Annotated in this window: 23 protein-coding genes; 10 read left to right on the top strand and 13 right to left on the bottom strand. The window is 65.7% G+C overall.

Annotation, left to right across the window (positions count from 1 at the left end; all coding sequences use genetic code 11):
• Positions 1-37: 37 nt before the first annotated feature.
• Positions 38-1,366, top strand: coding sequence for a glutamate--tRNA ligase (gene gltX, locus SX1_RS05625; protein ID WP_019052274.1), 1,329 nt, complete (start codon positions 38-40; stop codon positions 1,364-1,366).
• A 46-nt stretch (positions 1,367-1,412) separates the two neighbouring features.
• Here the strand turns inward: gltX and SX1_RS05620 are convergent, their stop codons facing one another.
• From SX1_RS05620 to hemC, 4 genes are all read right to left on the bottom strand, one after another.
• Complete coding sequence (locus SX1_RS05620) at positions 1,413-2,156, bottom strand: esterase/lipase family protein (protein ID WP_017184249.1); 744 nt, start codon at positions 2,154-2,156, stop codon at positions 1,413-1,415.
• Positions 2,157-2,265: 109 nt separating this feature from the next.
• Positions 2,266-3,174, bottom strand: a complete 909-nt coding sequence (locus tag SX1_RS05615; RefSeq protein WP_019052273.1) for a hypothetical protein — start codon at positions 3,172-3,174, stop codon at positions 2,266-2,268.
• Positions 3,171-3,842 carry a uroporphyrinogen-III synthase gene (locus tag SX1_RS05610; protein WP_019052272.1) on the bottom strand — a complete coding sequence of 224 codons (672 nt, stop codon included), beginning with the start codon at positions 3,840-3,842 and terminating at the stop codon, positions 3,171-3,173. The genes SX1_RS05615 and SX1_RS05610 overlap by 4 nt, the downstream gene beginning before the upstream one ends.
• Positions 3,839-4,765 (bottom strand): hydroxymethylbilane synthase, encoded by a 927-nt coding sequence (gene hemC, locus SX1_RS05605; protein WP_019052271.1) that lies wholly within the window; start codon positions 4,763-4,765, stop codon positions 3,839-3,841. The genes SX1_RS05610 and hemC overlap by 4 nt, the downstream gene beginning before the upstream one ends.
• Positions 4,766-4,809: 44 nt before the next feature.
• On the opposite strand from hemC, the gene tsaD reads away from it, so the two are divergent.
• From tsaD to SX1_RS05590, 3 genes are read left to right on the top strand one after another with little or no spacing between them, the layout of a single operon-like run.
• On the top strand, positions 4,810-5,844 hold the full coding sequence (gene tsaD / locus SX1_RS05600) for a tRNA (adenosine(37)-N6)-threonylcarbamoyltransferase complex transferase subunit TsaD (RefSeq protein ID WP_026149536.1): 1,035 nt from the start codon (positions 4,810-4,812) through the stop codon (positions 5,842-5,844).
• Between the two features lie 11 nt (positions 5,845-5,855).
• A complete protein-coding gene (locus SX1_RS05595) occupies positions 5,856-6,827 on the top strand; it encodes an NAD(P)H-dependent glycerol-3-phosphate dehydrogenase (protein ID WP_019052269.1) in 972 nt (323 codons plus the stop codon).
• 22 nt (positions 6,828-6,849) lie between these two features.
• Positions 6,850-8,391: a lipopolysaccharide biosynthesis protein gene (locus SX1_RS05590; RefSeq protein ID WP_370670732.1), complete on the top strand. Its 1,542-nt coding sequence runs from the start codon at positions 6,850-6,852 to the stop codon at positions 8,389-8,391.
• On the opposite strand, the gene SX1_RS05585 is transcribed toward SX1_RS05590, so the two are convergent.
• Entirely contained in the window at positions 8,392-9,405 is a 1,014-nt protein-coding gene (locus tag SX1_RS05585; RefSeq protein ID WP_019052268.1) for an adenosine kinase, read from the bottom strand.
• A 111-nt stretch (positions 9,406-9,516) separates the two neighbouring features.
• On the opposite strand from SX1_RS05585, the gene SX1_RS05580 reads away from it, so the two are divergent.
• On the top strand, positions 9,517-10,185 hold the full coding sequence (locus tag SX1_RS05580) for an EI24 domain-containing protein (protein ID WP_026149535.1): 669 nt from the start codon (positions 9,517-9,519) through the stop codon (positions 10,183-10,185).
• Entirely contained in the window at positions 10,182-10,556 is a 375-nt protein-coding gene (locus SX1_RS05575; RefSeq protein WP_019052266.1) for a hypothetical protein, read from the top strand. Before SX1_RS05580 ends, SX1_RS05575 begins: the two co-directional genes overlap by 4 nt.
• On the opposite strand, the gene queG is transcribed toward SX1_RS05575, so the two are convergent.
• A complete protein-coding gene (gene queG / locus SX1_RS05570) occupies positions 10,553-11,587 on the bottom strand; it encodes a tRNA epoxyqueuosine(34) reductase QueG (protein ID WP_019052265.1) in 1,035 nt (344 codons plus the stop codon). The two genes, SX1_RS05575 and queG, sit on opposite strands and share 4 nt — an antisense overlap.
• 34 nt (positions 11,588-11,621) lie before the next feature.
• Here queG and SX1_RS05565 point away from each other — a divergent pair, with 34 nt between their 5' ends.
• From SX1_RS05565 to msrB, 3 genes are read left to right on the top strand one after another with little or no spacing between them, the layout of a single operon-like run.
• On the top strand, positions 11,622-12,587 hold the full coding sequence (locus SX1_RS05565) for an ABC transporter ATP-binding protein (protein WP_019052264.1): 966 nt from the start codon (positions 11,622-11,624) through the stop codon (positions 12,585-12,587).
• A complete protein-coding gene (locus SX1_RS05560) occupies positions 12,584-13,774 on the top strand; it encodes an ABC transporter permease (protein ID WP_026149533.1) in 1,191 nt (396 codons plus the stop codon). The genes SX1_RS05565 and SX1_RS05560 overlap by 4 nt, the downstream gene beginning before the upstream one ends.
• An 18-nt stretch (positions 13,775-13,792) precedes the next feature.
• On the top strand, positions 13,793-14,269 hold the full coding sequence (gene msrB, locus SX1_RS05555) for a peptide-methionine (R)-S-oxide reductase MsrB (protein WP_019052262.1): 477 nt from the start codon (positions 13,793-13,795) through the stop codon (positions 14,267-14,269).
• Here msrB and SX1_RS05550 read toward each other — a convergent pair.
• From SX1_RS05550 to SX1_RS05535, 4 genes are all read right to left on the bottom strand, one after another.
• A complete protein-coding gene (locus tag SX1_RS05550; protein ID WP_174302221.1) occupies positions 14,250-16,013 on the bottom strand; it encodes a hypothetical protein in 1,764 nt (587 codons plus the stop codon). The two genes, msrB and SX1_RS05550, sit on opposite strands and share 20 nt — an antisense overlap.
• Positions 15,991-16,380, bottom strand: coding sequence for a GtrA family protein (locus tag SX1_RS05545; RefSeq protein WP_019052260.1), 390 nt, complete (start codon positions 16,378-16,380; stop codon positions 15,991-15,993). The genes SX1_RS05550 and SX1_RS05545 overlap by 23 nt, the downstream gene beginning before the upstream one ends.
• Before the next feature lie 10 nt (positions 16,381-16,390).
• Positions 16,391-17,914: an NAD(P)/FAD-dependent oxidoreductase gene (locus SX1_RS05540; protein WP_019052259.1), complete on the bottom strand. Its 1,524-nt coding sequence runs from the start codon at positions 17,912-17,914 to the stop codon at positions 16,391-16,393.
• Positions 17,915-18,096: 182 nt separating this feature from the next.
• Positions 18,097-18,429, bottom strand: a complete 333-nt coding sequence (locus SX1_RS05535) for a UrcA family protein (protein ID WP_017184300.1) — start codon at positions 18,427-18,429, stop codon at positions 18,097-18,099.
• A gap of 195 nt (positions 18,430-18,624) precedes the next feature.
• Between SX1_RS05535 and SX1_RS05530 the strand changes: the two genes are divergently transcribed.
• Entirely contained in the window at positions 18,625-19,011 is a 387-nt protein-coding gene (locus tag SX1_RS05530; RefSeq protein WP_019052258.1) for a hypothetical protein, read from the top strand.
• 402 nt (positions 19,012-19,413) lie between these two features.
• Here the strand turns inward: SX1_RS05530 and purH are convergent, their stop codons facing one another.
• The 3 genes from purH to rpe all read right to left on the bottom strand — a co-directional run bounded on the left by purH (position 19,414) and on the right by rpe (position 23,545).
• Positions 19,414-21,003, bottom strand: a complete 1,590-nt coding sequence (purH, locus tag SX1_RS05520; RefSeq protein ID WP_019052256.1) for a bifunctional phosphoribosylaminoimidazolecarboxamide formyltransferase/IMP cyclohydrolase — start codon at positions 21,001-21,003, stop codon at positions 19,414-19,416.
• A 113-nt stretch (positions 21,004-21,116) separates the two neighbouring features.
• On the bottom strand, positions 21,117-22,868 hold the full coding sequence (locus SX1_RS05515; protein ID WP_043145346.1) for a heparinase II/III family protein: 1,752 nt from the start codon (positions 22,866-22,868) through the stop codon (positions 21,117-21,119).
• A gap of 14 nt (positions 22,869-22,882) precedes the next feature.
• Entirely contained in the window at positions 22,883-23,545 is a 663-nt protein-coding gene (gene rpe, locus SX1_RS05510) for a ribulose-phosphate 3-epimerase (protein ID WP_019052254.1), read from the bottom strand.
• Positions 23,546-23,573 lie beyond the last annotated feature (28 nt).

The following is a 23,573-nucleotide window of genomic DNA, read 5'->3' as shown; positions in this document are numbered from 1 at the left end:
ACCTCCGTTCGAACCGAACGGGGAATGAGTGATAAACATGACCGTCATCACCCGCTTCGCCCCCTCGCCCACCGGCCACCTTCATGTCGGCAATATCCGCGCCGCGCTGCATAACTGGCTGTGGGCGCAAAAGAGCGGCGGACAATTTCTCCTGCGGCTCGACGATACCGACCTCGAACGCTCACGCACCGAATATGCCGACGCCATCCGCGCCGACCTGCAATGGCTGGGGCTCCGTTGGGACGCCGAAGCGAAGCAGTCCGACCGTTTCGCCCTCTATGAAGCACGGTTCGAGGCGCTCAGGGCGTCGGGCCATGTCTATCCCGCCTATGAGACGCAACAGGAACTGGAGCTGCGGCGCAAAATCCTGCTGGGGCGCGGCCTGCCGCCGGTCTATGATCGCGCCGCGCTGACGCTGACGCCGGATCAGATCGCCGCCTATGAAGCCGAAGGACGCGCGCCCCACTGGCGTTTCAAGCTGGACCATGACCAGCCCATCGTCTGGACCGACCTCATCCGCGGCGAGCAGCGCTTCGACCCCAAAACATTGTCCGATCCGGTCATTCGCCGCGCCGATGGCAGCTGGCTCTACATGCTCCCGTCAGTGATCGACGACATTGACATGGGCGTCACCCACGTCCTGCGCGGGGAGGATCATGTGTCCAACACCGCGACACAGATCCAGATGTTCACGGCCTTGGGCGCGCCACTCCCGGCCTTTGCCCATGAAGCGTTGCTGACGGGAAGCGAGGGCAAGCTGTCCAAGCGGCTGGGTTCGCTCGGCGTCGCCCATTTCCGCGAAATCGGGCTGGAGCCTGCCGCCATCGCCTCGCTGCTGGCGCGACTGGGCAGTTCGCAACCCATCGAGCCGTTCGCGGACATGCAGCCGCTGATCGACAGTTTCGACTTTGCCCATTTTGGCCGCGCCCCCGCCCGCTTCGATGAAGGCGAACTCGCCACCCTCAACCAGAAGATCGTTCATCTGCTGCCCTATGACGCGGTTGCAACCCGTCTGCCCGATGGCATGGATGGCCAGGCATGGGACGCCATCCGTCCCAATCTGGAGACGGTTGCGGGTGCCGCCAACTGGTGGCGGATCGTCACCGGCCCCGTGGACGCACCCGCGCCGGATGCGGAGGACCGCGACTTCCTGACCCGCGCCCACGCCATCCTGACGGACGCCCCCTTCGACGCCGACATCTGGCGCACGCTGACCCATGCGCTGAAGGAGGAAAGCGGTCGCAAGGGGAAGGCGCTGTTCCTGCCGCTGCGTCGTGCGCTGACCGGACTGGATCACGGGCCGGACATGGGACAATTGCTGCCGTTGATCGGGCGGGACGAAGCCCTGGCCCGGTTGCGGACCTAGCGGACCTAAAGGCGATCCGATCCGCTCTACGCGGGCCTGGATCGCCTCAGGCGCGCGTCAAGGCCAGCGCCTTGCCCACAGCGGCGATGCCTTCCGGTGCGGCCGCGAAACCCATATGGGTGCAATCCACCTCGATCGCGCTATCCCGCTCCCCCCGGCGACCCTTCGCGCATTCGGGCAGGACTACCCCGTCGCGCCGCGACCAGAGCGCCACGGTCGGAACGGGCGGCTTGACCTCCCGCATGCAGGGAAAGGGTGGGCGATCGACCGGCGTACCTGACACCAACTGATACAGCCGCCAGGCATGATTGGCGCGCGGGTCGCCGGAAAAAGGCGTGCCCAGCGTCACCACGCCGCCGACCTTGGCCGTCGCCAGCTTGGCATATTCGCGCGCATATAGGCCGCCAAGGCTCCAGCCGACCAGCGTCACCGGCCCGCCGGTCGTCCGCCTTATTTCGTCCACCCGGCGGTCGATCGCGTCCAGGCTGTCCGGCTTCGGGCCATAATTGCGCCCCATGCCCCAATGATGGGCATCAAATCCGGCCTTGTTGAGGATCGCGCGCATCGGCTCCATTCGCGCGTCTGATGCCAGCAGGCCTGGGATCAGCAGCAGCGTGCGACCATCGCCCTGGATCGTCCGCGCCAATATATCGGCCTGCGCCCGCGTCCGCGCCAGATCGAAGGGCAGCGCCATATTGCCGACCAGATGCTGAATCGAAGGCCGGGCGGCACGGGGGCCGGACGCCAGGCGATCCTTCCAGAAAGTGGTGACGGCAGCATAAGGAGGCACGACGACAAAATCCCTTTGGCCTGAAGGCAAAGATGACACTGTCGTGACAAACGCCGTCCGCGTCCATCGGTTTCGTCGCAACTGATAAACTGTTTATCGCAATATCGGATCAGGGGGCAAGCGGCGACGTCTGCGCGACCGGCGCGCCCTCCGCACTGCGCAATACGCGCGGTTCCAATATGGCTGCCGTTTCGATCAGGTCAAGAGCGCGACGCGCCTCGAGATAGCGGCGGGCAAGCTGGATCCAGCGATCAGCGGCCGCACGGCCTGGCAGCCGCTCGACCTCTGCCAGCGCGGCATTGACTCGCCCGCCGTCTAGATAGTGGATTGCCCGGTCGAACCCGGCCTGCGGACGGGGCGAAGGAGACGACGCCCGGCGGATCGTCACCAGTTCGCGCGCTTCATGCTCCAGCGCGCTCCACCAGCTGGCATTGGCAGGCGGCGTCGTGGCCCGCTCGCCAATGTCGATCAGCCCGCCGCGCAGATCGGCCAGTGTCACCGGCTCCCGCGCGGCATTGATGATGGTCGCGACCGCGCGCGGCTGGGCCTGGCCGAAGCGGAGCCGCAACTGTCCTTCGATATAGCCCAATGGCGTCCCGCTATCGAGCGCCCGCCGCGCGGCAAAGGCGACCAGCAGCCCCTCCGCTCGCGCAGCATTGCCCGACGCCGCCTGCGCCTCCACGGTGATGCGCGTCAACCGCTCCTCCAACTGCACCACGCGCGCGTCGAGCATCTGCGCGGCGTCAATGGACAAGGAGCGCTGCGTCAGGGTCCGTGGGACAGTGCTGGCCTGTGGCGCGGCCATGCTGGCCGCCTGTGGCTGCGGTTCGTCCATGCGGCTCTGGATTTGCGGCCAGGCCCAGATGGTGACGCCGACCCCCACCACAAAGGCCAGAAGGATCAAAACCAGCAGCGGCACCATGCTCCGTCGCCGGGCGGAAGGCGGGGTCGGGGTCATGCTGCCAAGGCCATCCTCGTCGCTCATGCTGCCCCTCTTGCCTGTCATGACATCCGTCATTCGCACAAACCGCGCAAGAGAGCCAGCATGTCGTCATCCCCCGGCTGGTCGGGCGCATGGCCGCTGGCCCAGCCGCTCCCGCACGCCGCCAGCGCTTTGGGGCTGATGGCCACGATATGCAGCGCAGCACGCGCAATCGGCGCGACCTGCTCCGCCAGCCGCTCGCCCGCACGCGGGGAATGGACGAGCAGCACCGATCCCGGCGTCGCATCGTTCAACAGCGCAGGATCGGGCGGCAGACTGGTCATGCTATACACCGCGATCCGCCTGACATGCAGCGATCCTGTCGCCATGGGCGCAACCGTCGTGCCCGCCAGATGCAGCACCGTGCGATGGCCCTCGGTTGCGATCCGCGCGGCGATCGTGCTGGCGTCGGCATCGCCTGCGCGCACCCCGTCAAAGCCCTGCGCCCGCATGGCCGCCGCCGTCGCGCTGCCCACGGCATAAGCGGGCAGCCCGCGATAGGCCGCCAGTGCCGGGCCCGCCAGCCGCGCGGCATGAGCGCTGGTCATCAAAAGCGCGTCGAAATTCCCGGCAGGCGGCGGCGTCCATTCCACCCCCTGGGGCGCGAACAACGGATGCACGACCGCCTCCCATCCCAGCCGCGCCAAGGCCTGCGCCGTCCTGCCCGCCCCCGGTTCGGGCCGCAGGACAATAACCCGCCTCATCCCTCGAACAGGGACCGCAGCGCCGGGCTGGCCCGGTCCAGCAGCGATCGACCCATCGCCTGCGCGGCATCGCTGTCATGCCGGTCGATCCGCGCTTCATCGCGCACGGTCTCCTGCCCGCTGGGGCTGATGATCTCTGCGCGAAGGTGCAGCCGGTCGCCATCCACCAGCGCCAGCGCGGCGATCGGCGAATGGCAGGTGCCGCCCAGACCCATCAGCACGTTCCGTTCGGCCATGACGCAATCGAACGTATCGGCGTCACTGATTGCGGCCAGCGCCGCCAGCACGGCTTCATTGTCGACCAGCGTCTCTATCCCGACCGCCCCCTGCGATGGGGCGGGCAGCATCATGTCGACGGGAATCGTGATACCGACATCCCCCTGCCCCAGCCGGTCCAGCCCCGCCGCCGCCAGCAGCGTCGCATGAACTTCGCCCGCCGCCAGCTTGGCGAGCCGCGTCGCGACATTGCCCCGGAACAGCGTGATGGTGGCGTCCGGTCGCAACCGCGCCACCTGCGCGGCGCGGCGCGGCGAACTGGTGCCGACCACCGGATTGTCGGGCAGCGCGTCGAAACTGTCTGCTCCGACCAGCTTATCGCGCACATCGGCGCGCGGCAGCATCGCGGCGATACGCATCGCAGCGGGACGCAGCGTTTCCACATCCTTCATGCTGTGGACGGCGAAATCTATGTCACCCTCCGCCAGCGCACGGTCCAATTCCTTGGTCCATAACGCCTTTCCGCCAATTTCCGCCAGTGCGCGGTCCTGTATCCGGTCGCCACTGGTCTGGACGGTGACGATGGCCACGGCGCTATCGGGCCAGCCATGGGTGTCGCACAAAGCGCGGGCGGTCATGCGGGCCTGGGCCAGCGCAAGGGGCGAACCCCTGGTGCCGAGGCGCAACGGTCGGTCGAACAAAATCATATGCGGCTTGCTCTAATGGGCGCGGGCATTAGATGGAAGCGGCAATGACAATCATCCTTGGCCTGGAATCGAGCTGCGATGAAACCGCAGCGGCACTGGTGACGGCCGACGGCAGGATATTGGCGCATCGGCTGGCCACGCAGGAAGAGGCGCACCGCCCCTATGGCGGCGTCGTGCCTGAAATCGCCGCCCGCGCCCATGTTGAGGCCTTGGCGCCCCTGATCGAAGCGGCGCTGACGGATGCGGATATGACGCTCAATCAGGTCGATGTGATCGCCGCGACCGCCGGGCCGGGCCTGATCGGCGGGGTGATGGTGGGTCTGGTGACGGCCAAGGCGCTGGCCCATGCGGCGGGCAAGCCGTTGATTGCGGTCAATCATCTGGAGGGCCACGCCCTTTCGCCCCGCCTGTCCGACCGGACGCTGCAATTCCCCTACCTGCTCTTGCTGGTGTCGGGCGGCCATTGCCAGATTTTGCTGGTGCGCGGCCCCGGCGACTATGCGCGTCTGGCCACCACGATCGACGATGCGGCGGGCGAAGCGTTTGACAAGACCGCCAAGCTACTGGGGCTTGGTTATCCCGGCGGGCCGCAGGTGGAAAAGGCGGCGGCGCAGGGCAATGCCAGGGCCGTTCCCCTGCCCCGCCCGCTGCTCGGCACGGCGGAACCGCATTTTTCCTTCGCGGGCCTCAAAAGCGCGGTCATGCGCGCGGTCCAGTCCGGGCAATATTCGAAACCGGACATTGCGGCGAGTTTCCAGCAGGCGGTGATCGACTGCATGATCGACCGCACCCGCCGCGCGCTGACGCAGGCGGACGGCATGACCGCGCTGGTCGTGGCGGGCGGCGTCGCAGCCAATCAGGCGATCCGCGCCGCGCTCGAACAGCTGGCGGCGGACCATGACCTGCCCTTCGTCGCGCCGCCCTTGTGGCTGTGCACCGACAATGCAGCGATGATCGCCTGGGCCGGGGCGGAGCGCTTCGCCGCAGGACTGATCGACGATCTGACCGTTCCCGCCCGGCCGCGCTGGCCATTGGATCCCGCAGCGGAAAAGGCGCGTGGCGCCGGAGTGAAAGCATGAATGGGCAAGGCATGAAGGCGGGCGTCATCGGAGCCGGCGCATGGGGTACGGCGCTGGCGCAGCTGCTCGCCGCCGACGGGCCGGCCGTGACGCTGTGGGCGCTGGAGACCGAAGTGGTCGACGCGATCAATGGCGGGCAGGAAAATCCGCTCTATCTGCCCGGTATCAAGCTGGCCCCGTCGATCCGGGCGACCGGCGCGATGGCCGACCTTGGCGATTGCGACATGGTGCTGGTCGTCAGCCCGGCGCAACATCTGCGCGATGTCGTCCGTCAGGCTCCAGCCGGTGTGCCGCTGGTCCTGTGTTCCAAGGGGATCGAGGCCGGCTCCGGCCTGCTGATGGGTGAAGTGGCGCGCGCCGTGCAGCCGACGTCGCCCATCGCCGTCCTGTCCGGCCCGACCTTCGCCCATGAAGTAGCCAAAGGCTTGCCGACCGCGATCACATTGGCGTGCGACGATGCCGTGCTGGGCGCGCAACTCGCGGCACGGATTGCCCGCCCGGCGTTCCGGCCCTATCTGTCCGACGACGTGACCGGCGCGGAAATTGGGGGCGCGGTCAAGAATGTGCTGGCGATCGCCTGTGGCGTGGCGGACGGCGCGGGTCTGGGCCTTAATGCCCGCGCGGCGCTGATCAGCCGGGGCTTTGCCGAAATGACGCGCTTTGGCCTGGCGCGCGGGGCGCGGGCGGAGACGCTGGCCGGACTATCGGGGCTGGGCGATCTGGTGCTGACCTGTTCCTCCACCAATTCGCGCAACTTCTCGCTGGGCAAGGGGCTGGGCGAAGGACGTAGCGCCGCTGAGCTCCTGTCCAACCGCCGTACCGTGGCCGAAGGCGCGTTTACCGCCCCGGTGCTGCGCGATGCGGCGCGCGCGGCAGGGGTCGAAATGCCGGTGGTCGAAGCTGTCTGCGCCCTGCTGGCCGACGCTGCACCGCTCGGCACCGTGATCGACGCGCTGCTCGCGCGTCCGTTGCGGCCCGAATAAGCCATCGCGCGCCCGCACCATCATGGCTACATTTGGGTCAACAAACGCGACGACAGAGGGGAATCGATTGGCCGGGCAGCATCCTGCGCCTAAGGACGAGGATGACATCGCCGCCCTGGCGAAGGGCGGGCGGACCAATGTGTTCGGCTTCCTTCTTCGCCTGGCCGCGCGGCTGCCATTCCTGTTCATCGCCGGTCGCGTCTATGGCGCCGAAGCGCTGGGCCGCTTTGCCTATGCCGTGCTGGTGGTGGAATTTGTCGCGCAACTCGCGACGCTGGGGCTGAAGCGCGGGCTGGCGGGGGCGCTCAGCCAGACCGAACGGCCCCACGCCCATGTCGTCACCGACGCAATGCTGGTGACGATGATCGCCGCGCTGGCGGGCGCTGGCCTGCTGGTTGCCTTTCCGCAGGCCATGTTCCCCAATAGCGGCATCAACGGCCTCGACCGGCTGCTGGCGCTGGTCGTCATCGCGGTTGCCGGGTCGGACGTGGCGCTGGCCGCCTGCGCCTATAAATTCGACGTTGGCGCGACAGTGCGGGCGCGCTCTATCATAGAACCCTGGGCCATCAGCATCGGCGCCTTCGCCTTCGCCTTTTATTCGACCCGTGACGGGCTGATCCTGTCCTACGCCGTGTCGATGATCGCCGCCTTCATCGCCTCCATCATTCCGATGGCGCGACATTATGGCCTGCCTGTGGGCTGGCGGCCTGATTCTGGCCGACTGTGGCGGCTGGCGCGGCGCAACCTGCCGCTGGCGGCCGCCGACGGGGTCGAATGGGGATCGCGGCGGCTCGACATGGCCATATTGGGCCTGTTCGTCAGCCCGGCGGTCATCGGCATCTATTATGTCGCGCAACAGGTCGCATCGCTGCCGCAGAAGCTCAAGACCAGCTTCGACCCGATATTGGGCCCGGTCATCACCCGCAATCTGGCGGAGGGCAATCTGGCCGGGATCGCGCGGCAGGTCAGCCAGGTCGGGTTCTGGATCATCGCCGCGCAGGCGGGAATTGCGCTGGCGCTCGGCATCCCCGGCGAAGCGGTGATGGGGCTGGTTGGCCCGCATTTCGTCAGCGGCACCGGGGCGCTGGCCTTCCTGCTGCTGGCCGAAGTGATCGCCGCCACCGCGGTCGTCAGCGAATCAGCGCTGGTCTATATCGCGCGCCACCGCAATTTGATGATCTCGCTCGGCATGATCGGCTGTCAGGCCGTTTTCAGCTTCGCGCTGATCCTGCTCGCCCGTCGACTTGGCCTCCCGGTCATGGCGGTCGCCGCCGCCCCGGCGCTGGCGCTGTGCCTTGCGCTGGCGGTCGGCGCCTTCGTCAAGGCGCGGCTGCTCGCGCGACTGCTCGATGCGCCGATCAACGCCTGGCGCTGGCCGTTGCTCAGCGCAGCAGGCGTTGCCTGCATCGTCGGCGCGGCCTTCGTCGCCCTGCCGCCGCGCCTGGAATGGGTCGAACTGGTCGTCGGCGTCTGGGCGATATTGGGCGCTTATGGCGTGGTCATCTGGCGCTGGGGCTTTGGCCCCGATGACCGCACCCTGTTCCGCAAGCGCAAGGCGGACTGATCAGGCGAACAGCCTGTCGCGGATCACGCCCAGATCATCCTCCGGCCGCGCGCCCCAGTGGGAGATCACTTCGGCCGCCGCCGCTGCACCCAGCGCCAGGCAATCGGCCACGCTGCGCCCGTCGATATGGGCGGCAAGGAAACCGGCGGCGAACAGATCGCCAGCGCCCGTCGTGTCGATGATCTGCGCGACCGGCGCGGCGGGTGCCTCGTAACGCATGCCATCGACGATCGCGACCGCACCCTTTTCGCTGCGGGTCGACACCAGCACCGGCACCTTGGCCGCCATCGTCGCCACGGCCTTGTCGAAATCGTCGATCTGCGCGAGCGACTGGATTTCGCCTTCATTGGAAAAAAGGATGTCGATCTGGCCATGATCGATCAGGTCCAGAAAATCGGCGCGATGCCGGTCGATGACGAAATTGTCGGACAGGGTGAAGGCGACCTTGCGCCCCGCACCGCGCGCCGCGTCGATCGCCGCCCGCATCGCCGCGCGCGGCTGCTGCGGGTCCCACAAATAGCCTTCCAGATAGAGGATGCCGGCCGACCGGATCATGTCGAGGTCGAGCGCGGCTTCGGGCAAAAATTGCGATGCGCCCAGAAAGGTGTTCATCGTGCGCTGCGCGTCGGGGGTCACCAGAATCAGGCAGCGGGCGGTAGGCACGTCGCCAGTCATCGCCGGTGTGTCGAACCGGATGCCGAGCGCGCGAACGTCATGGGCGAATACCGTGCCCAGCTGATCGTCATTCACCTGGCCGATAAAGCCGCACGTCTTGCCCAGCGCGGCGAGTCCCGCCAGCGTGTTGGCAGCTGATCCGCCGCTGATTTCCTTGGCCTGGGGCATGTCGGCATAGAGCGCTTCGGCCATATCGGCGTCGATCAGCTGCATCCCGCCCTTGGTCAGCGCATGTTCGGCCAGAAAGGCGTCATCGCTGCGCGCGAGAACATCGACAATGGCGTTGCCGATGGCGACGACGTCAAGCGTCGGGGCCGAAACTGAAGCGGAAGCGGTCACGCAAAATCCTTATGGTACGGGGAATGTCCGGGTGCCGTCTCTATCGGCGCGCGTGTCGCCATGCAACAGCGTGCGATTGACGGGCCTCGCGACAGGCAGGATAAGGACGCGATGGTCCTGACCGCCGCGCTGCGCGCCTTCCCGCTGATCTTCCATGCCGCCGCCAGGCGGCTGCTGGTCAAGACATTGTTGCTGACGCTTCTGGTCTTTGCCCTGCTGGCGGTGGGGCTGTGGGCAGGATTCCATGCGCTGCGCCTCCACTATGGCTGGGGCGGTGGCGGCCTGGCGGAGGCGGCGGCGACCGCGCTGATTGTCGTCGCGGCAGGATGGCTGCTGTTCCGCGCGACCGCGATGGCGGTGATGGGCCTGTTCGCCGACGACATTGTCGCCGCCGTCGAGAGCGACAGTTACCCGGGCGCTGCGGCCCATGCGCGCCCGGTCGGACCGGCGCGCAGCATCCGCTATGCGCTGGCCTCGGTCGCGCGAACGATCGGCTGGAACCTGCTGGCGCTGCCTGCCTATATCGCATTGCTGGTGACAGGCGTGGGGACGATCGGGCTGTTTCTGGCGCTCAACGCCTATCTGCTGGGCCGCGATCTGGCCGACATGGTGGAGCCACGCCATCCCGGCCATCCGCCGATCCCGCGCGGCAGCCGATGGCTTCTGGGGCTCGCTTCGGCGCTTCTGTTCCTTGTCCCGCTGGTCAACCTGCTTGCGCCGATCTGGAGCGCGGCTATGGCGGTCCACATGCTGCACGGCGTCAGAAGGAAGCCTGTATGAACGCCCCCCGCCTTACCCTGATCGCGCTGCTGTCGCTGCCGCTTGCCGCCTGTGGCGCTGGCAGCGTGGTGCCGCAGACCGGAATATCGCCCCCACCCGCCGGTCCCCCGGCCAGCGCCTTTGGCAAGCCCGGCCCCTTGATGGGCGCGGACGCGCGCGCCCTGACCCAGATGTTCGGCACGCCCCGGCTCGACATTCGCGAGGCAACGGTACGCAAGCTGCAATTTGCCAATGGCCGCTGCGTCCTAGACACCTATCTCTACGCCCCCGCACGCGGCAAGGAGCCGGTGGTCACCCATGTGGACGCGCGCTCGCCTACTGGCACGGATGTCGATCCGTCTGCCTGCGCAACGGCGTTGCGGGCGCGCTAAACCGACAACCGCCCGATCGCCCAGGCCGCCGCTTCCGCCACCACCGGATCATCATCGCCCGCCAGCGCCTGCAACCGGCCCAGCAAGCGCACGTCGCCGCTATTGCCCGCCGCAATCGCCGCATTGCGCACCATGCGATTGCGGCCGATGCGCTTGATGGGGGAGCCGGAGAAGATTTCGCGAAACGCGGCATCGTCCAGCGCGAGCAAGTCGGCAAGGGCAGGCGCGGCGAGTTCGGCGCGGCCCACGAACGCCTTGTTCGCTGCGGCCTGATCGGCAAATTTGTTCCAGGGACAGACCGCCAGGCAATCGTCGCAACCATAGATGCGGTTGCCTATGCCTTCGCGCAGTTCGTGCGGGATTGGCCCCTTATGTTCGATCGTCAGATAGGAAATGCAGCGGCGGGCATCGACGACATAGGGGGATGGGAAGGCATCGGTCGGGCAGGCCGTCTGGCAGGCGGTGCAACTGCCGCAATGGTCGACCTCCGGCGCGTCGGGTTCCAGCGCGATTTCGGTGTAGATCGCCCCCAGAAACAGCCAGCTGCCATGCTGGCGGCTGACCAGATTGCTATGCTTGCCCTGCCAGCCCAGCCCAGCCCCCTGCGCCAGCGGCTTTTCCATGACCGGCGCTGTATCGACGAACACCTTGAGCGCGCCGGGTTGCTGATCCACCAGCCAGCGGGCCAGGCTTTTCAGACCCTTTTTGACGACATCATGATAGTCCTTGCCCTGCGCATAGACGGATATGCGCGCGCGGTCCGGTACGTCCGCCAGCGCCAGCGGATCGCGCCCTGGCGCATAGCTCATCCCCAGCATGACGACGCTGCGCACGTCCGGCCACAGGCCGCGTGGCGATCCACGTTGCCCCGCGCGCTCCTCCATCCACAGCATGTCGCCATGATGGCCCGCATCCAGCCATTCGCCCAGCCGCTTCCCGGCCTGCGGTGCCACGTCCGCAGGCGCGATGGCGCAGGCGGCAAAGCCCAGCGACGCGGCCTGCACCTTCAGACGGGTTTCCAAGCTTTCCATTTGCGTTGGCATGGGGGGACACTATCAGGAGCGGATGAACGGCGACACTCCGGCCCCGCCCCTCCGCTATGCGCTCGAAGGCCATGGCCTTGTCAAGACATTCGGCAGTTTCCGCGCGGTCGACGGCGTCGACATCGCCGTGCCTGCCGGGTCCATCTATGGCGTGCTGGGGCCAAATGGCGCGGGCAAGACGACGCTGCTGCGCACCCTGCTGGGCATCATCGACCCGGACGAAGGCACGCGGTCGCTGCTGGGCGACCCCGCCCCGCTGCGGATGGCGCGGCAGGTCGGCTATCTGCCGGAAGAGCGCGGGCTTTATCCGTCGATGAAGGCGTTTGAGGCGATCGCATTCATGGGCGCGCTGCGCGGGTTGCCGCTGAAGCAGGGCCGCGAACGGGCGCGGGCGATGCTGGAGGGGCATGGCATGGGCGGCGCGATCGACAAGCCGATCCGCCAGCTGTCCAAGGGCATGGCGCAGACGGTGCAATTGTTCGGGACGATCATCCACGAACCCCGGCTGATCCTGCTGGACGAGCCTTTTTCTGGGCTGGATGCGATCAATCAGGAGAAGCTGGAGGCGCTGATTCGCGAGCAGGCGCGGCGGGGCGTCACCATCCTCTTTTCCACCCATGTCATCGCCCATGCCGAACGGCTGTGCGAACGGATCGCCATCGTTGCGGGCGGACGCATAAGATTCGAGGGGACAGTGGCTGACGCGCGCGACAAGCTGCGCCCGCAGGTGCGGCTGCGCACCAAAGCCGGTGACTGGGCGTGGCGGCGCGCGCTGCCCGCCGATACCGTCGTGGAGGATGGCGCATGGCATTTCGCCCTGCCGGATGACGGGATCGAGCCGCTGTTACGCGCACTGCTGGATGGGCAGGCGGGGATTGAAAGCCTGTCGATCGAACGACCCGGCCTGCACGACGCCTTCGTCGCCATCGCCGGTGCCGCGACCGCGCGCCAGATGGAAGAAGCGCAGGCACGGGAGCAGGACGCATGAGAGAGATGCTGCGCGCCGCGCTGGTCATCGCCAGGCGGGACTTCACCGCCGTCGTGCTGTCACGCACCTTCATGCTGTTTCTGCTCGGCCCGTTGCTGCCCATTCTGATCGGCATGGCCCTTGGCGGCCTGGGCGAGAAGATTGCCAGCACAGACCTGCGCCCGCTGGTGGGCATCGCCATGCCAGCGGGGGAAGCCGCGAAGCTGGAGCGCGCCCATGCCCGTCTGACCGAACGGATGGGAGATCAGGCGCTGGTCCGGCTGCGGCGCGTGCCGCTGACCCCGGCACCGCGCGAGCAGTTGGCGCGCCCTGATTCGGCGGTGGTGGCGATCCTTTCCGGATCGGTCGCGCACCCGATCCTGACCGGCAAAGCGGAAGATCTCGACAAGTTGCAGGGCGATATGAGCCTGATCGCCAGCGCGGCGCAAGCTGAACATACGCTCCGACTCGTGCAGGTGGAGCGGCAGGAGGTCGCCAAGAGCCTTGGCGCGCAGGCGCAGGCGCGGTTGCTGATCGGCCGCATAGCGCAGGTGGTGATGTTTTTCCTGACGATCCTGCTGGCGGGAATGATCCTGTCCAATCTGGTTGAAGAAAAGACGAACAAGATCATAGAGATATTGGCGGCCGCCGTACCGATAGACGCGATTTTCCTGGGCAAGCTGATGGCGATGCTGGCGATGAGCTTTGTCGGCATCGCCTTTTGGGGCGGCACCGCCTTCGCGATCTTCCTGGCGCTGCATGGGGGCGGGTCCAGCCTGCCAGCCCCCGCGGTGGGCTGGCCGATATTCCTGATCCTTGCCACCCTCTATTTCGCTATGGCCTATACGCTGCTGGGATCGCTGTTCCTGGGGATCGGCGCGCAGGCGGCTACGGTGCGCGAAGTGCAGACGCTGAACATGCCGGTGACCATGGGGCAGATGCTGATCTTCTTTTTCGCCAATTACGCCGTCGACCATATGGGATCACCCGCGGAGGTCGCGGCGACGATCTTTCCGTTCAGTTCACCCTTCGCGATGATCGCGCGCGCGGCGCAATCCGATGCGCTGTGGCCGCATCTGCTGGCGCTGCTGTGGCAGGCGGCGTTCGTGGCGCTGATCATCCGGGTGGGTGTGCTGCTGTTCCGCCGCCATGTCATGCAATCGGGGGGCAGCTGGTGGAAACGCCTGTTCAGGAACACGACAGGCTGAACCATGTTTAATGGCGTCATGAACCGGCGATTCTTCTTGGGCGGCATAGCGACCGGCGCGATGGCGCTGGGCTGGTGGCGGCTGGGCCTTGGCACGGCGGAGGCCGCCTATCCCTATGCCCTGAGCGATGCGGAATGGCGCAAGCGGCTCTCGCCGCTCGCCTATAATGTGCTGCGCAAGCAGGCGACGGAGCATCCCTTCACCAGCCCGCTCAACAAGGAACATCGCGCGGGCATTTTCGCCTGCGCTGGATGCGGACAAAAATTGTTCAGCTCCAAGACGAAGTTCGACAGTGGCACTGGCTGGCCCAGCTTCTACGCGCCACTGCCTAAGGCGGTGGGCACCAGTCGCGATTTCGCACTGGGCTATCCCCGGACCGAGGTCCATTGCGCGCGCTGCGGCGGGCATCTGGGCCATGTTTTCGACGATGGGCCAAAGCCCACGGGTCTGCGCTATTGCATGAACGGCGTCGCGCTCAGCTTCGTGGCGGCCTGATCCGGTAGATTTTCAGCGGACCTTTGGTCGGCAGGGGTTCCAGCCATTGCGGTATCCTGCCGCGCGCCAGCATCGCCGCCAGACCCTTGCCATTGGCTTGGCCATAGAGGCGATATTCGTTGAGCCCGTCACAGGTCACGACATAGCGCGCGCTGGTTGCGCCGATCACTCTTCTTGCCTGGTCCGGTGCATCGACAAAGCCTTCGATCACCGCCGTAATCCCCGCTGCATTGCGGTGATGGGCCGTGCCGATGACGCTATGGCGGGTCTGGACGAGAATGTCGGGGCCAAGGTCGATCGGCGCGAACAGGGTCGTGGGTGCCAGGGTGCGCAGCGGGGCCAGCACCGTGGCCGCGCGGCAATTGGCGCTGGCATTTCGGGCCGGTTCGGGCGTCGCGGCCAACGCCACCCACAGCGCGCAGAGGCCAGCCGGGGTCAGCAGCACGAGTGCGACCGAACCGCCTATCCGCACCATAGCGCTGGCGGACGCCTGCACCCGGCGGAACAGGGTGACCAGCAGCCAGGCGGTGCCGGGCAAAGCGAACAGATGCGCCACGGACACGGCCCGCATGACCATGATCGCGACCAGCATCGTTCCGGCCAGCAGCAGCGCCATTGTCAGCCAGCGCATCCGCACCGGGCCGCTGGCCGCGCGCGCCGCCAATAGCGTGGCGATCAGGCCCAATAGCGAGGGAAGCAGGATGACGCCCACCATCAGCCGGCTCTGTTCCCAGATCGGCCGCCCCTCCATGACCTGCAAATACCAGAGTTTATAGGCCAGCGGTCCCAACGCCGCGAAGGGATCACCCGACAGGCACGCCCCGCCGGTCAGCAGGAAGGTCGCCAACGCCGCGCCGCCCCCGATCGCGCCGACCAGGCAGCGACGTAGTGCGGTGGACGGGCCGATCAATCTTGCGGCGGCAGGCGTCGCAACCGCCAGCGCGACCAAGGGCCAGACATAGACGAAGGAGAGCGCGTCGCACTGCCGCTCCAGTACGGTAGATGGCCCACGCAATAATATGAGCGGGATCAGCGCGGCTGCGCCCAGTGCGACAGTGAAGCCGACGAAGCGCGGCGTTTCGGCCCGGTCGATCCAGTGGCGCAGGGCAAACAGCGCAGCGAACAGCGCTGCATAGGGCAGCCCTTCGCTCGAAATCTGGAGCCAGAGCGCCAGTGCCAGCCCTGAAACGACGCCCCCGCGCACCGGGCGCAAGTCCATCGCCCCGCCCAGTGCCAGCGCGGCTGCCATGATCTGCCAGCCATGATGGTCGATCCTGAGCGGCGTGAACTGGACCAGGATCGACGGGGCGGTCAGCAGCAGGATGACGGCCAGCAACGCCACGATCGTCCCGGCAATCCGGCGCGTGGCGACGAACAGCGCTGCGGTCAGCCCGCCCAGCAGCAGCAGCGGCACGACGGCGCAGGCGACCAGTTCCGCCATGGCCATGCCCAGCAGCGGGCGCAGCAGCAGGATCAGCGCCGCGATCGGCATGTCGACGATCCGCGACCAGTGCATCGGCCCGCCTATGGGCGGGTTCACGCGATGCTGGCTGACATCCCAGAAGGCCTGCCCGCCTATCCAGTCGCGGACCTGCACCAGACGCATGGCGTCATCGGGATCGCGAAAGCCAAGCGTGGCGAAATCGCCCCGGAACAGCCACAGCATAGCCGCGCTGCACAGCAGCCAGGCAAGTAGCGCCAGCAGCGCTGCCCGCTTTCCGTCAGGCGCGGGCAAAGATGCCATATTTGCGGATCGCATAAACGGTAAGGAAGCTGACCGGCACAGACAGCAATTTTGCGATCGCCGGCGCAACGCCGATCAGGCTCAGCCCGCCGACCATGGAAAGGGTAATGCCCATCCCCAGCAGGGCGCTCGCCACAAACCCGGCGCGCTGCGCGTGGGTCGGGCCGGTGCCGGTATCGAACACGAAACGGATGCTGATGGTCCAGTGGACGAGCAGACCGACGGCATAACCGCCAAACGCCGCCAGCATGGGGGCGGCGCCGACATGGTCGAGCATCAGGAACAGCGCCATGTCGCTCGACAGCGCGCAGATGCTGGCCAGCAGATAGCGGGCAAACATCAGACGCGAAACCAGCGCCACCAACATGCGCACCGGATCAGGCAGCCTTCAGGCGCGACGGGACGGCGCGGGTGCTGGCAAGCGCAGCCTGCGCGTCGGCGTCCTGACCTTCTTCCCCGGCCTCATGATATTCGGCATCTTCATTGACCGACCAGACGTCATGGATGCGTGCGCCCGCAACGATGTTGCGCACGGTCAGCATCGCCGTCATCATCGCATGGTCCTGATTATTATAGCGGTGCATGCCGTTGCGACCGACCATGTGCAACGTGGGATAGCGCGCTTCCAGTTCGGTGCGCATCGCCTGCACATTGGCGGCATAGGCGTCGTCATAGACCGGATAGGCCTTTTCCTGCCTTACCACCGCGCCGCCCACGACATCGCCGGGGTTGCACAGGCCCAGCTGCGCCATTTCCTTCGTCGCCAGCGCGACCAGATCGGCGTCGGACGAAGCCCACAGGCCGTCCCCTTCAAAGCAGAAATATTCCAGCCCCACACAGGCGAGCGTCGGGTCCGGCACCATCTCTGGCGACCAGCTGCGGAAATTCTGGATACGCCCGACCTGCACCTTGCTGTCGTGGATATAGATCCAGTTGTCGGGGAAAATATCTTCCCCCTTGACCATCAGCGCCACGGTCAGGAAATCGCGATATTTAAGGTCCATCGCCTCAGGCAAGGTCGCGGGCAGCGGATGGATGCGCCCGGCCAGTTCGCGCATGGGCGCGGACGAAATGACATGCGCGGCATTGATGATGACCTCACCCTCCGGCCCCTGCGCCACCAGCCGCCAGCGATCGGTGCCCTGGTCCTGCTCCAGCCTTTTGAAGCTGTGCGCCATCAACACCTGATTGCCGCCATCGACCACATGATCGCGCGCCTTTTCCCACATCATGCCGGGGCCAAGGCGGGGATAGCGGAATGTTTCCAGCAGCGTCTTGGTCGCCATGCCGTCATTGGGTTTCTTGTTGAGGCCAAGCGAGCGTTTCAGCCCGTCGGTGACGGCGCCCCAGAGTGACAGACCCTTGATCCGCTGCGCTGCCCAGTCCGCCGACATTTCATCGCACGGCATCCCCCACACCTTCTCGGTGTAAGTCTTGAAGAAGATCGAGAAAAGCTTGTGCCCGAACGCATTGACGGTCCAGTCCTGAAAGGAGCGGACATTGCGGTTGGGCAGCAGCTTCGCCTTGGCAAAGCTCGCCATGCAGAGCGTCGAGCGCCAGATGCCCAGATTCCACAGCGCCTCGAACGCGCGCAGCGGGTAGCTGTAGAATTTGCCCTCATAATAGATGCGGCTCATCCGCGGGCGCTGGATGAAGTCGTCGGGCAATATCTCGTTCCACAGGTCCACGACCTGCTGCGATTTCGAAAAAAAGCGATGGCCGCCAATATCGAAGCGGAAACCGTCCAGCTCGACCGTGCGGCTGATGCCGCCGACATAGACCGGGTCTTTTTCTATCACCGTGACGCTATAACCCTGCTTGGTCAGCAGATAGGCCGCGGTCAGGCCCGCCGGGCCTGCGCCGATGATGGCGACGTCCACGCTTTGGTCGATACGCGGCATGACAGGCAATTCCCCCGGATGGTCATTCGTGATCCTGGGAGTGAAGGAAATATTCTAAGGAGTGGTTAATGCGCGGTAAGGATCAGACAGCAAACGCGCCATCGGGCAACAACAGAAAGGGCCGCCCCGCGACGCGGAACGGCCCCCTGCAGTCCCCTTCGTGAGGGGAACCGGGCAGATGATCAGCCCTGGCGCTGGGCCATGGCGTTAAGATCGCTGCGAGCGCCGGTCAGTGCCTCGCCAAAGCAATTGCGATAATCCTGGGTCACGGGGATGATCGAGCCGTTAACGAAACCGCAGACCTGCTTGGCGGCGCGGGTGACGCGATAGTCGGCGCGGCGCAAACCGGCGGTGCTGGCGAGGTTCAAGTCAGCGACCGAAACGGCAATCGAGCGTGTTTCCGTGCCCGCACGACCATCGACGATCACATCCATATTGTCATTGCCCGCACTCGCCACGCCGGGCAGCGCAAGGGCCATCGTGGCGGCCAGCGCCACCAGCGTCTTTGCAGTCATCCTGTTTCTCCTGTCGAACATGCTTTTCTGATTGTCCGCCCCACGTCTGACGTGGAAGTAGGGTCGCGCTCTAAATAAGCGCACAGGCTGTTGTTGAAAAGAGGCCAGTTGATAAAAAATGGCAGAAAACCGTTATTTTGCGGATGCGAAGGGATTGGTGCTTGACCTTTTTCCGTGCTTCGCAAGAGATAGCCCATGCGCCTGACCCGCCTGTTTCCTGTCCTGCTCCTGCTGCCACTGGTCTGCAGCTGCTCCTATAGCGTGATGCCTGACTGGCTGGTCGAGAAGCTGGGAGGGCCGAAGCGGACGGGGCAATATGCTCATGAGCTGCTGAATGAAGCTTATGTCGTTGAACGGTTGAGATTAAAACTGGCACCCCCGGTTCAGGATGGCGCGATACGATTGCAGATTGCGCCTGCTTTCGGCCGCTACGACTATGTTTTGGATTTCACGCCACGCCCGGCCAACTGCCTTATGTTGTGGCGTGATCGTGATTTTGATGATGCCGAGATTAAAAGAAGATGCGACATTATCGTCGTGCGTGTTTGGCGCAGTGCATCAGAAAATGAGGACAACCAATAAGCGGCGGAAAGCCGCGCATTCTATGTTCCAGAAGAGGATTATCGCGATGTCATTCAATCTTTCAACAGCCGCCTGAAAAGTTGGCGGGGGCGAAGATTAGGCATGACAGACGGCACATGGGTTGGGCTGGAGCAATCGCATAAAGGCAGGATCGGTTCGATGACGGCGAATGCTGGAGAGATGCCTTCAGACAATCCCCTGTCCCAGCTTACGCGTGATGCCCACCGACTGGTGCTGGCTTATGGGCCAACTAATTTCTTCCCAAGGTCCTATGATTGGCACAGCATCGCTGATCCGAGCGCGCCCTGCTGGGGCAGACTCGCCGTCGATCCTGACGGCATGGGCGAAGGCGACGATGCTTGCGCGGCCTCGTTCAAGGCGAAGCCGCGATGACACCCGCTCTCAATGCCGGAAGTGGCGCATCCCGGTGAACAGCATGGCAAGGCCCGCTTCATCGGCGGCGGCGATGACTTCATCGTCGCGGATCGATCCGCCCGGCTGGATCACCGCAGTGGCCCCCGCTTCGACCGCAGCCAGCAGGCCGTCGGCGAAGGGGAAGAAGGCGTCGGAGGCGACCGCCGAACCTATGGTGCGCGGTTCGCTCCAGCCTGCCTTTTCAGCCGCATCCTTGGCTTTCCACGCAGCAATGCGCGCGGATTCCAGCCGGTTCATCTGACCTGCGCCGACACCGGCGGTGCTGCCACCCTTGGCATAGACGATGGCGTTGGACTTCACATGCTTGGCGACGGTCCAGGCGAAGAGGCAGTCGGCCAGTTCCTGTTCGGTCGGTTCGCGCTTCGTCACGACTTTCAGCGCGTCGCGGCTGATCCGGCCATTGTCGCGGCTCTGCACCAGCACCCCGCCCGCGATCGTCTTGAGCTGGAGGCCGGGGCGCGCGGGATCGGGCAGGTCGCCGGTCAGCAGCAGGCGCAGATTCTTCTTCTTGGCAAAGATGGCGCGCGCCGCGTCATCGGCGTCGGGCGCGGCGACGACTTCGGTGAAGATACCGCTGATCGCTTCGGCGGTCGGGCCGTCGAGCGGGCGGTTGACGGCGATGATGCCGCCAAAGGCCGACACGCTGTCGCAGGCGAGCGCAGCCTCATAGGCCTCGATCAGGGTCGCGCCGGTCGCCACGCCGCACGGGTTGGCATGCTTGACGATCACCACGGTCGGCGGGCCATCGCGAAATTCGCTGACCAGCTCCAGCGCGGCGTCAGCATCGTTATAATTGTTGTAGGACAGTTCCTTGCCCTGAATCTGCTTCGCCTGGGCAATGCCGTTGGCCGACGGACCAGTGGGCAGATAGAGGGCGGCGGACTGATGCGGATTTTCGCCGTAGCGCAGCGTAGTGCCAAGCGTACTGGCAACGGCCAGCGTTTCAGGAAACATCACGCCCTGATCGGCAAAGGCGAACCAGCTGGCGATCATCGAATCATAGGCCGCAGTCGCCGCATAGGCCTTGGCCGCCAGCATCCGGCGGAAGTCGTAGCTGGTCGCCCCGCCCTTCTCATCCATTTCCGCGATCAGCCGGGCATAGTCGGCCGGGTCGGTGACGATCGCCACGCTCTCATGATTCTTGGCCGCAGAGCGCACCATGGACGGCCCGCCAATATCGATATTCTCGATAATCTCCTCGCGCTCCGCCCCCTTGGCGACGGTCGCGGCGAAGGGATAGAGATTGACCACGACCAGATCGATCGCACCAATCTGATGCTCGTCCATCGACGCAACATGCTCAGGGTTGTTCCGCACGGCCAGCAGCCCGCCATGCACCTTGGGATGCAGCGTCTTGACCCGGCCGTCCATCATTTCGGGGAAGCCGGTCAGGTCGGAAATATCCATGACGGTCAGGCCCGCATCGCGCAGCGCCTTGGCCGTGCCGCCGGTCGACACCAGCTCCACCCCATGCTTCCCCAGCGCCTGCCCCAATTCGATAAGGCCAGCCTTGTCCGACACGGACAGCAGGGCGCGCTTGATGGGATAGTCGGTCATGAGGAAAGGCTTTCTGGTTGCAGGACGAGTTTGCGCCGGTCCCTTAAGGGCAGATGGCGGAAAAATACAGCCCTGGAAGGCGATGACGGCGAAAGCCGATCAAGGCCGAGGCCTCACCCAACCCGCTTGAACAGCCACCCGATGCTCGATCCGCCGGGCAGCGCCTCGCTGGTCACCACCATCTGCTTGGTCGGATGCGGCCTGCCGTCGCCATCGACCCACAGGCTGTCCTCGACGGTCAATATGCCGGTGCCGGTGCGGAACTGCCACAACGCGCCCATATCGATGCGCAGCAGCGCGCCCTGATTGTCCGCGGTCAGCGTCGGTTCGACGCCCGGCGCCAAGTGAAAACGCAAAACGGCCGGGAGTTTGGCGGGCTTGCGACGACGCTGCGCCGGGGTCAGCATATCCTCGCCGCGGATTTCCTTGCCATCGCCGCTGACCAGCAGCAGGCGGCGGTGGACATAGCCGATGCGGCGGACATAGCCGTCATGGGACAGGTCGACCCGGCTGCCATTGTCCAGTTCCTGCCGGTTCAGTTCCACTTCGGTAACGCCGCGCCCCAGCGTGCCGTCGGGCATCAGCGCGGTGCTGTTGCAATCGTCCAGCACCAGCGTGCTGTGCGCGGCGGTCGTGCGCAGCCCCTGCGCCAGATCGCGGGGTATCCATGCCCCCTCAAGTCCCGCGCCGCCGCAATTGACGATCAGGCGATGGGGGCCATCGCTGATTTCGATCGCGCCGGTCGAGGCGCAGCCTGCGTCGGCCAGCCGCGCGACCGGCGGCGGCGCGGCGTCGATCTGGACCACGCTCGCGCCCGCCGCGATCCGCTGATAACCCCAGTCCCGCGCCTGCCGCAGCGGCCGGGCGCGCACCCGGCTGGCCGCGATGACAGCATTGACGATCGCAGGGTCGATCGCGCCCGCGCCCTGCCAGTTGCCAAGGCCGCCATCGCCATGGGTCAGACCCAGCAAGGCGGGGACGATGCGGTTCAGCCCGTCATAGAGGAAGCCGGGAGCCGTTTCGCGCCGTACGTCATAGACCGTGCGCAGCATGGACAGCGCCATCACCGCCTCTACCTGCGCCAGCGGTGACCGGGAAACGATGCCGCCATCGGGGTAGAATCCGCTGTCGATCGCGCGTTTCAGGCCCGCTTCGCCGAACAATTTGCGCGCCGCGCCGCCAGGCATCAGCATGGAAGCGGCGACGATCGCGCTCCAGCCGACGATGCGCGGCAGGCCCATGGGCGCCTTGTCGGCGATACGGTCCAGATGCCGCGCGGTGCGGGCGATGCAGTTGAGGACCAGCGAACGATAGACCAGATCGCTAGACGACAGGATCAGCGGCGCATGGGCAGTCCAGAAGAAGAGCCGCCAGCCTGCATTGTCCGCGCGCCAGGCCTGTTCGCTGGGCGTTTCGGCATGCACGGCCAGCCATTTGCGCATGACATTTTCGGCGATCGGCGCGGCCTGTTCGCGACTGGCGACGCTCGCCAGATCGCGCAGCCAGCGGAAACTATGCAGATAATCGGCAAAGGCGGGATCAAGGTCCAGCCGCGCGAAATCGAGCGTGTCGATAATCTGCTTCTTGCCGCGAAACAGGAAATAGCCCGCGCGGATCGCCTGCCCCGCGCGCGTGTCGCCGGGCAATTCGTCATCGGGAACGGCAAGCAGCTTGAGCGGATATTTGCCGCGCAGCTTGCGGCCGTGGATCGGCGTTTTCCAGCTGAGCAGATAGAAATGATTGGCGATCTTCTGCGCCAGCGACAGCCCCTTGTCATCCGCGACGCGGATGAGACGCTTGCCCTGTTCGATGCCGTCGTCGCTGCTTTCCGGAGCGGCGGGTTCGGGCACCTTGCGGGCGGACATGCGCCGGACCTCGTTCACCCGCCCCGCAGCTTCCGTATATTGTCGGCATAGGCCGATGGCCCGCCGCGGAATGTCGCGGTGCCCGCGACCAGCACGTCGGCCCCGGCGGCGATCGCCTTGGGCGCGGTGGTGAAATCAATGCCGCCATCGACCTGCAACCGTATGTCGCGCCCGCTCTTGTCGATCATCTTGCGACAGGCTTCGATCTTGCGCAGCTGGTTCTCGATGAAGCTCTGCCCGCCAAAACCGGGATTGACGCTCATGACCAGGATCAGGTCGACATCGTCAATCAGATAATCGAGCATCTTGGCGGGCGTACCGGGGTTCAGCACCACACCAGCCTGAACGCCCAGCGACTTGATATACTGGATCGAGCGGTGGATGTGCGGCCCCGCTTCGGGATGGACGGTCAATATGTCCGCGCCCGCCTGCGCAAAAGCGTCGAGATACTGATCGACCGGAGAGATCATCAGATGGACGTCGAACGTCTTTTTCGTGTGCGGTCGCAACGCCTTGACCACTGCCGGGCCGATCGTGATGTTCGGCACGAAATGGCCATCCATCACGTCGATATGGACCCAGTCGCAGCCCGCTTCGTCAATCGCGCGGACTTCCTCGCCCAGACGGGCGAAGTCGGCAGAGAGGATGGAGGGCGAGATCAGGATCGAGGGTGTCATTAACCGTTCGCCTTAGCTATGCCTCGGT

This window comes from Sphingobium xenophagum NBRC 107872 (assembly GCF_000367345.1).
Lineage (GTDB): Bacteria > Pseudomonadota > Alphaproteobacteria > Sphingomonadales > Sphingomonadaceae > Sphingobium > Sphingobium xenophagum.
The sequence above is the reverse complement of the archived record's forward strand: the minus strand, read 5'-3'. Positions and strand labels throughout refer to the sequence as shown.

Bases quoted from the DNA above. Each gene is read 5' to 3' on its own strand.
- gltX (WP_019052274.1), top strand. From the start codon at position 38: ATGACCGTCATCACCCGCTTCGCCCCCTCGCCCACCGGCCACCTTCAT.
- SX1_RS05615 (WP_019052273.1), bottom strand. From the start codon at position 3,174: ATGACGGATGTCATGACAGGCAAGAGGGGCAGCATGAGCGACGAGGAT.
- SX1_RS05610 (WP_019052272.1), bottom strand. From the start codon at position 3,842: ATGAGGCGGGTTATTGTCCTGCGGCCCGAACCGGGGGCGGGCAGGACG.
- hemC (WP_019052271.1), bottom strand. From the start codon at position 4,765: ATGATTTTGTTCGACCGACCGTTGCGCCTCGGCACCAGGGGTTCGCCC.
- tsaD (WP_026149536.1), top strand. From the start codon at position 4,810: ATGACAATCATCCTTGGCCTGGAATCGAGCTGCGATGAAACCGCAGCG.
- SX1_RS05595 (WP_019052269.1), top strand. From the start codon at position 5,856: ATGAAGGCGGGCGTCATCGGAGCCGGCGCATGGGGTACGGCGCTGGCG.
- SX1_RS05590 (WP_370670732.1), top strand. From the start codon at position 6,850: ATGGCTACATTTGGGTCAACAAACGCGACGACAGAGGGGAATCGATTG.
- SX1_RS05580 (WP_026149535.1), top strand. From the start codon at position 9,517: ATGGTCCTGACCGCCGCGCTGCGCGCCTTCCCGCTGATCTTCCATGCC.
- SX1_RS05575 (WP_019052266.1), top strand. From the start codon at position 10,182: ATGAACGCCCCCCGCCTTACCCTGATCGCGCTGCTGTCGCTGCCGCTT.
- queG (WP_019052265.1), bottom strand. From the start codon at position 11,587: ATGGAAAGCTTGGAAACCCGTCTGAAGGTGCAGGCCGCGTCGCTGGGC.
- SX1_RS05565 (WP_019052264.1), top strand. From the start codon at position 11,622: ATGAACGGCGACACTCCGGCCCCGCCCCTCCGCTATGCGCTCGAAGGC.
- SX1_RS05560 (WP_026149533.1), top strand. From the start codon at position 12,584: ATGAGAGAGATGCTGCGCGCCGCGCTGGTCATCGCCAGGCGGGACTTC.
- msrB (WP_019052262.1), top strand. From the start codon at position 13,793: ATGAACCGGCGATTCTTCTTGGGCGGCATAGCGACCGGCGCGATGGCG.
- SX1_RS05550 (WP_174302221.1), bottom strand. From the start codon at position 16,013: ATGGCATCTTTGCCCGCGCCTGACGGAAAGCGGGCAGCGCTGCTGGCG.
- SX1_RS05545 (WP_019052260.1), bottom strand. From the start codon at position 16,380: ATGTTGGTGGCGCTGGTTTCGCGTCTGATGTTTGCCCGCTATCTGCTG.
- SX1_RS05540 (WP_019052259.1), bottom strand. From the start codon at position 17,914: ATGCCGCGTATCGACCAAAGCGTGGACGTCGCCATCATCGGCGCAGGC.
- SX1_RS05535 (WP_017184300.1), bottom strand. From the start codon at position 18,429: ATGACTGCAAAGACGCTGGTGGCGCTGGCCGCCACGATGGCCCTTGCG.
- SX1_RS05530 (WP_019052258.1), top strand. From the start codon at position 18,625: ATGCGCCTGACCCGCCTGTTTCCTGTCCTGCTCCTGCTGCCACTGGTC.
- purH (WP_019052256.1), bottom strand. From the start codon at position 21,003: ATGACCGACTATCCCATCAAGCGCGCCCTGCTGTCCGTGTCGGACAAG.
- SX1_RS05515 (WP_043145346.1), bottom strand. From the start codon at position 22,868: ATGTCCGCCCGCAAGGTGCCCGAACCCGCCGCTCCGGAAAGCAGCGAC.
- rpe (WP_019052254.1), bottom strand. From the start codon at position 23,545: ATGACACCCTCGATCCTGATCTCGCCCTCCATCCTCTCTGCCGACTTC.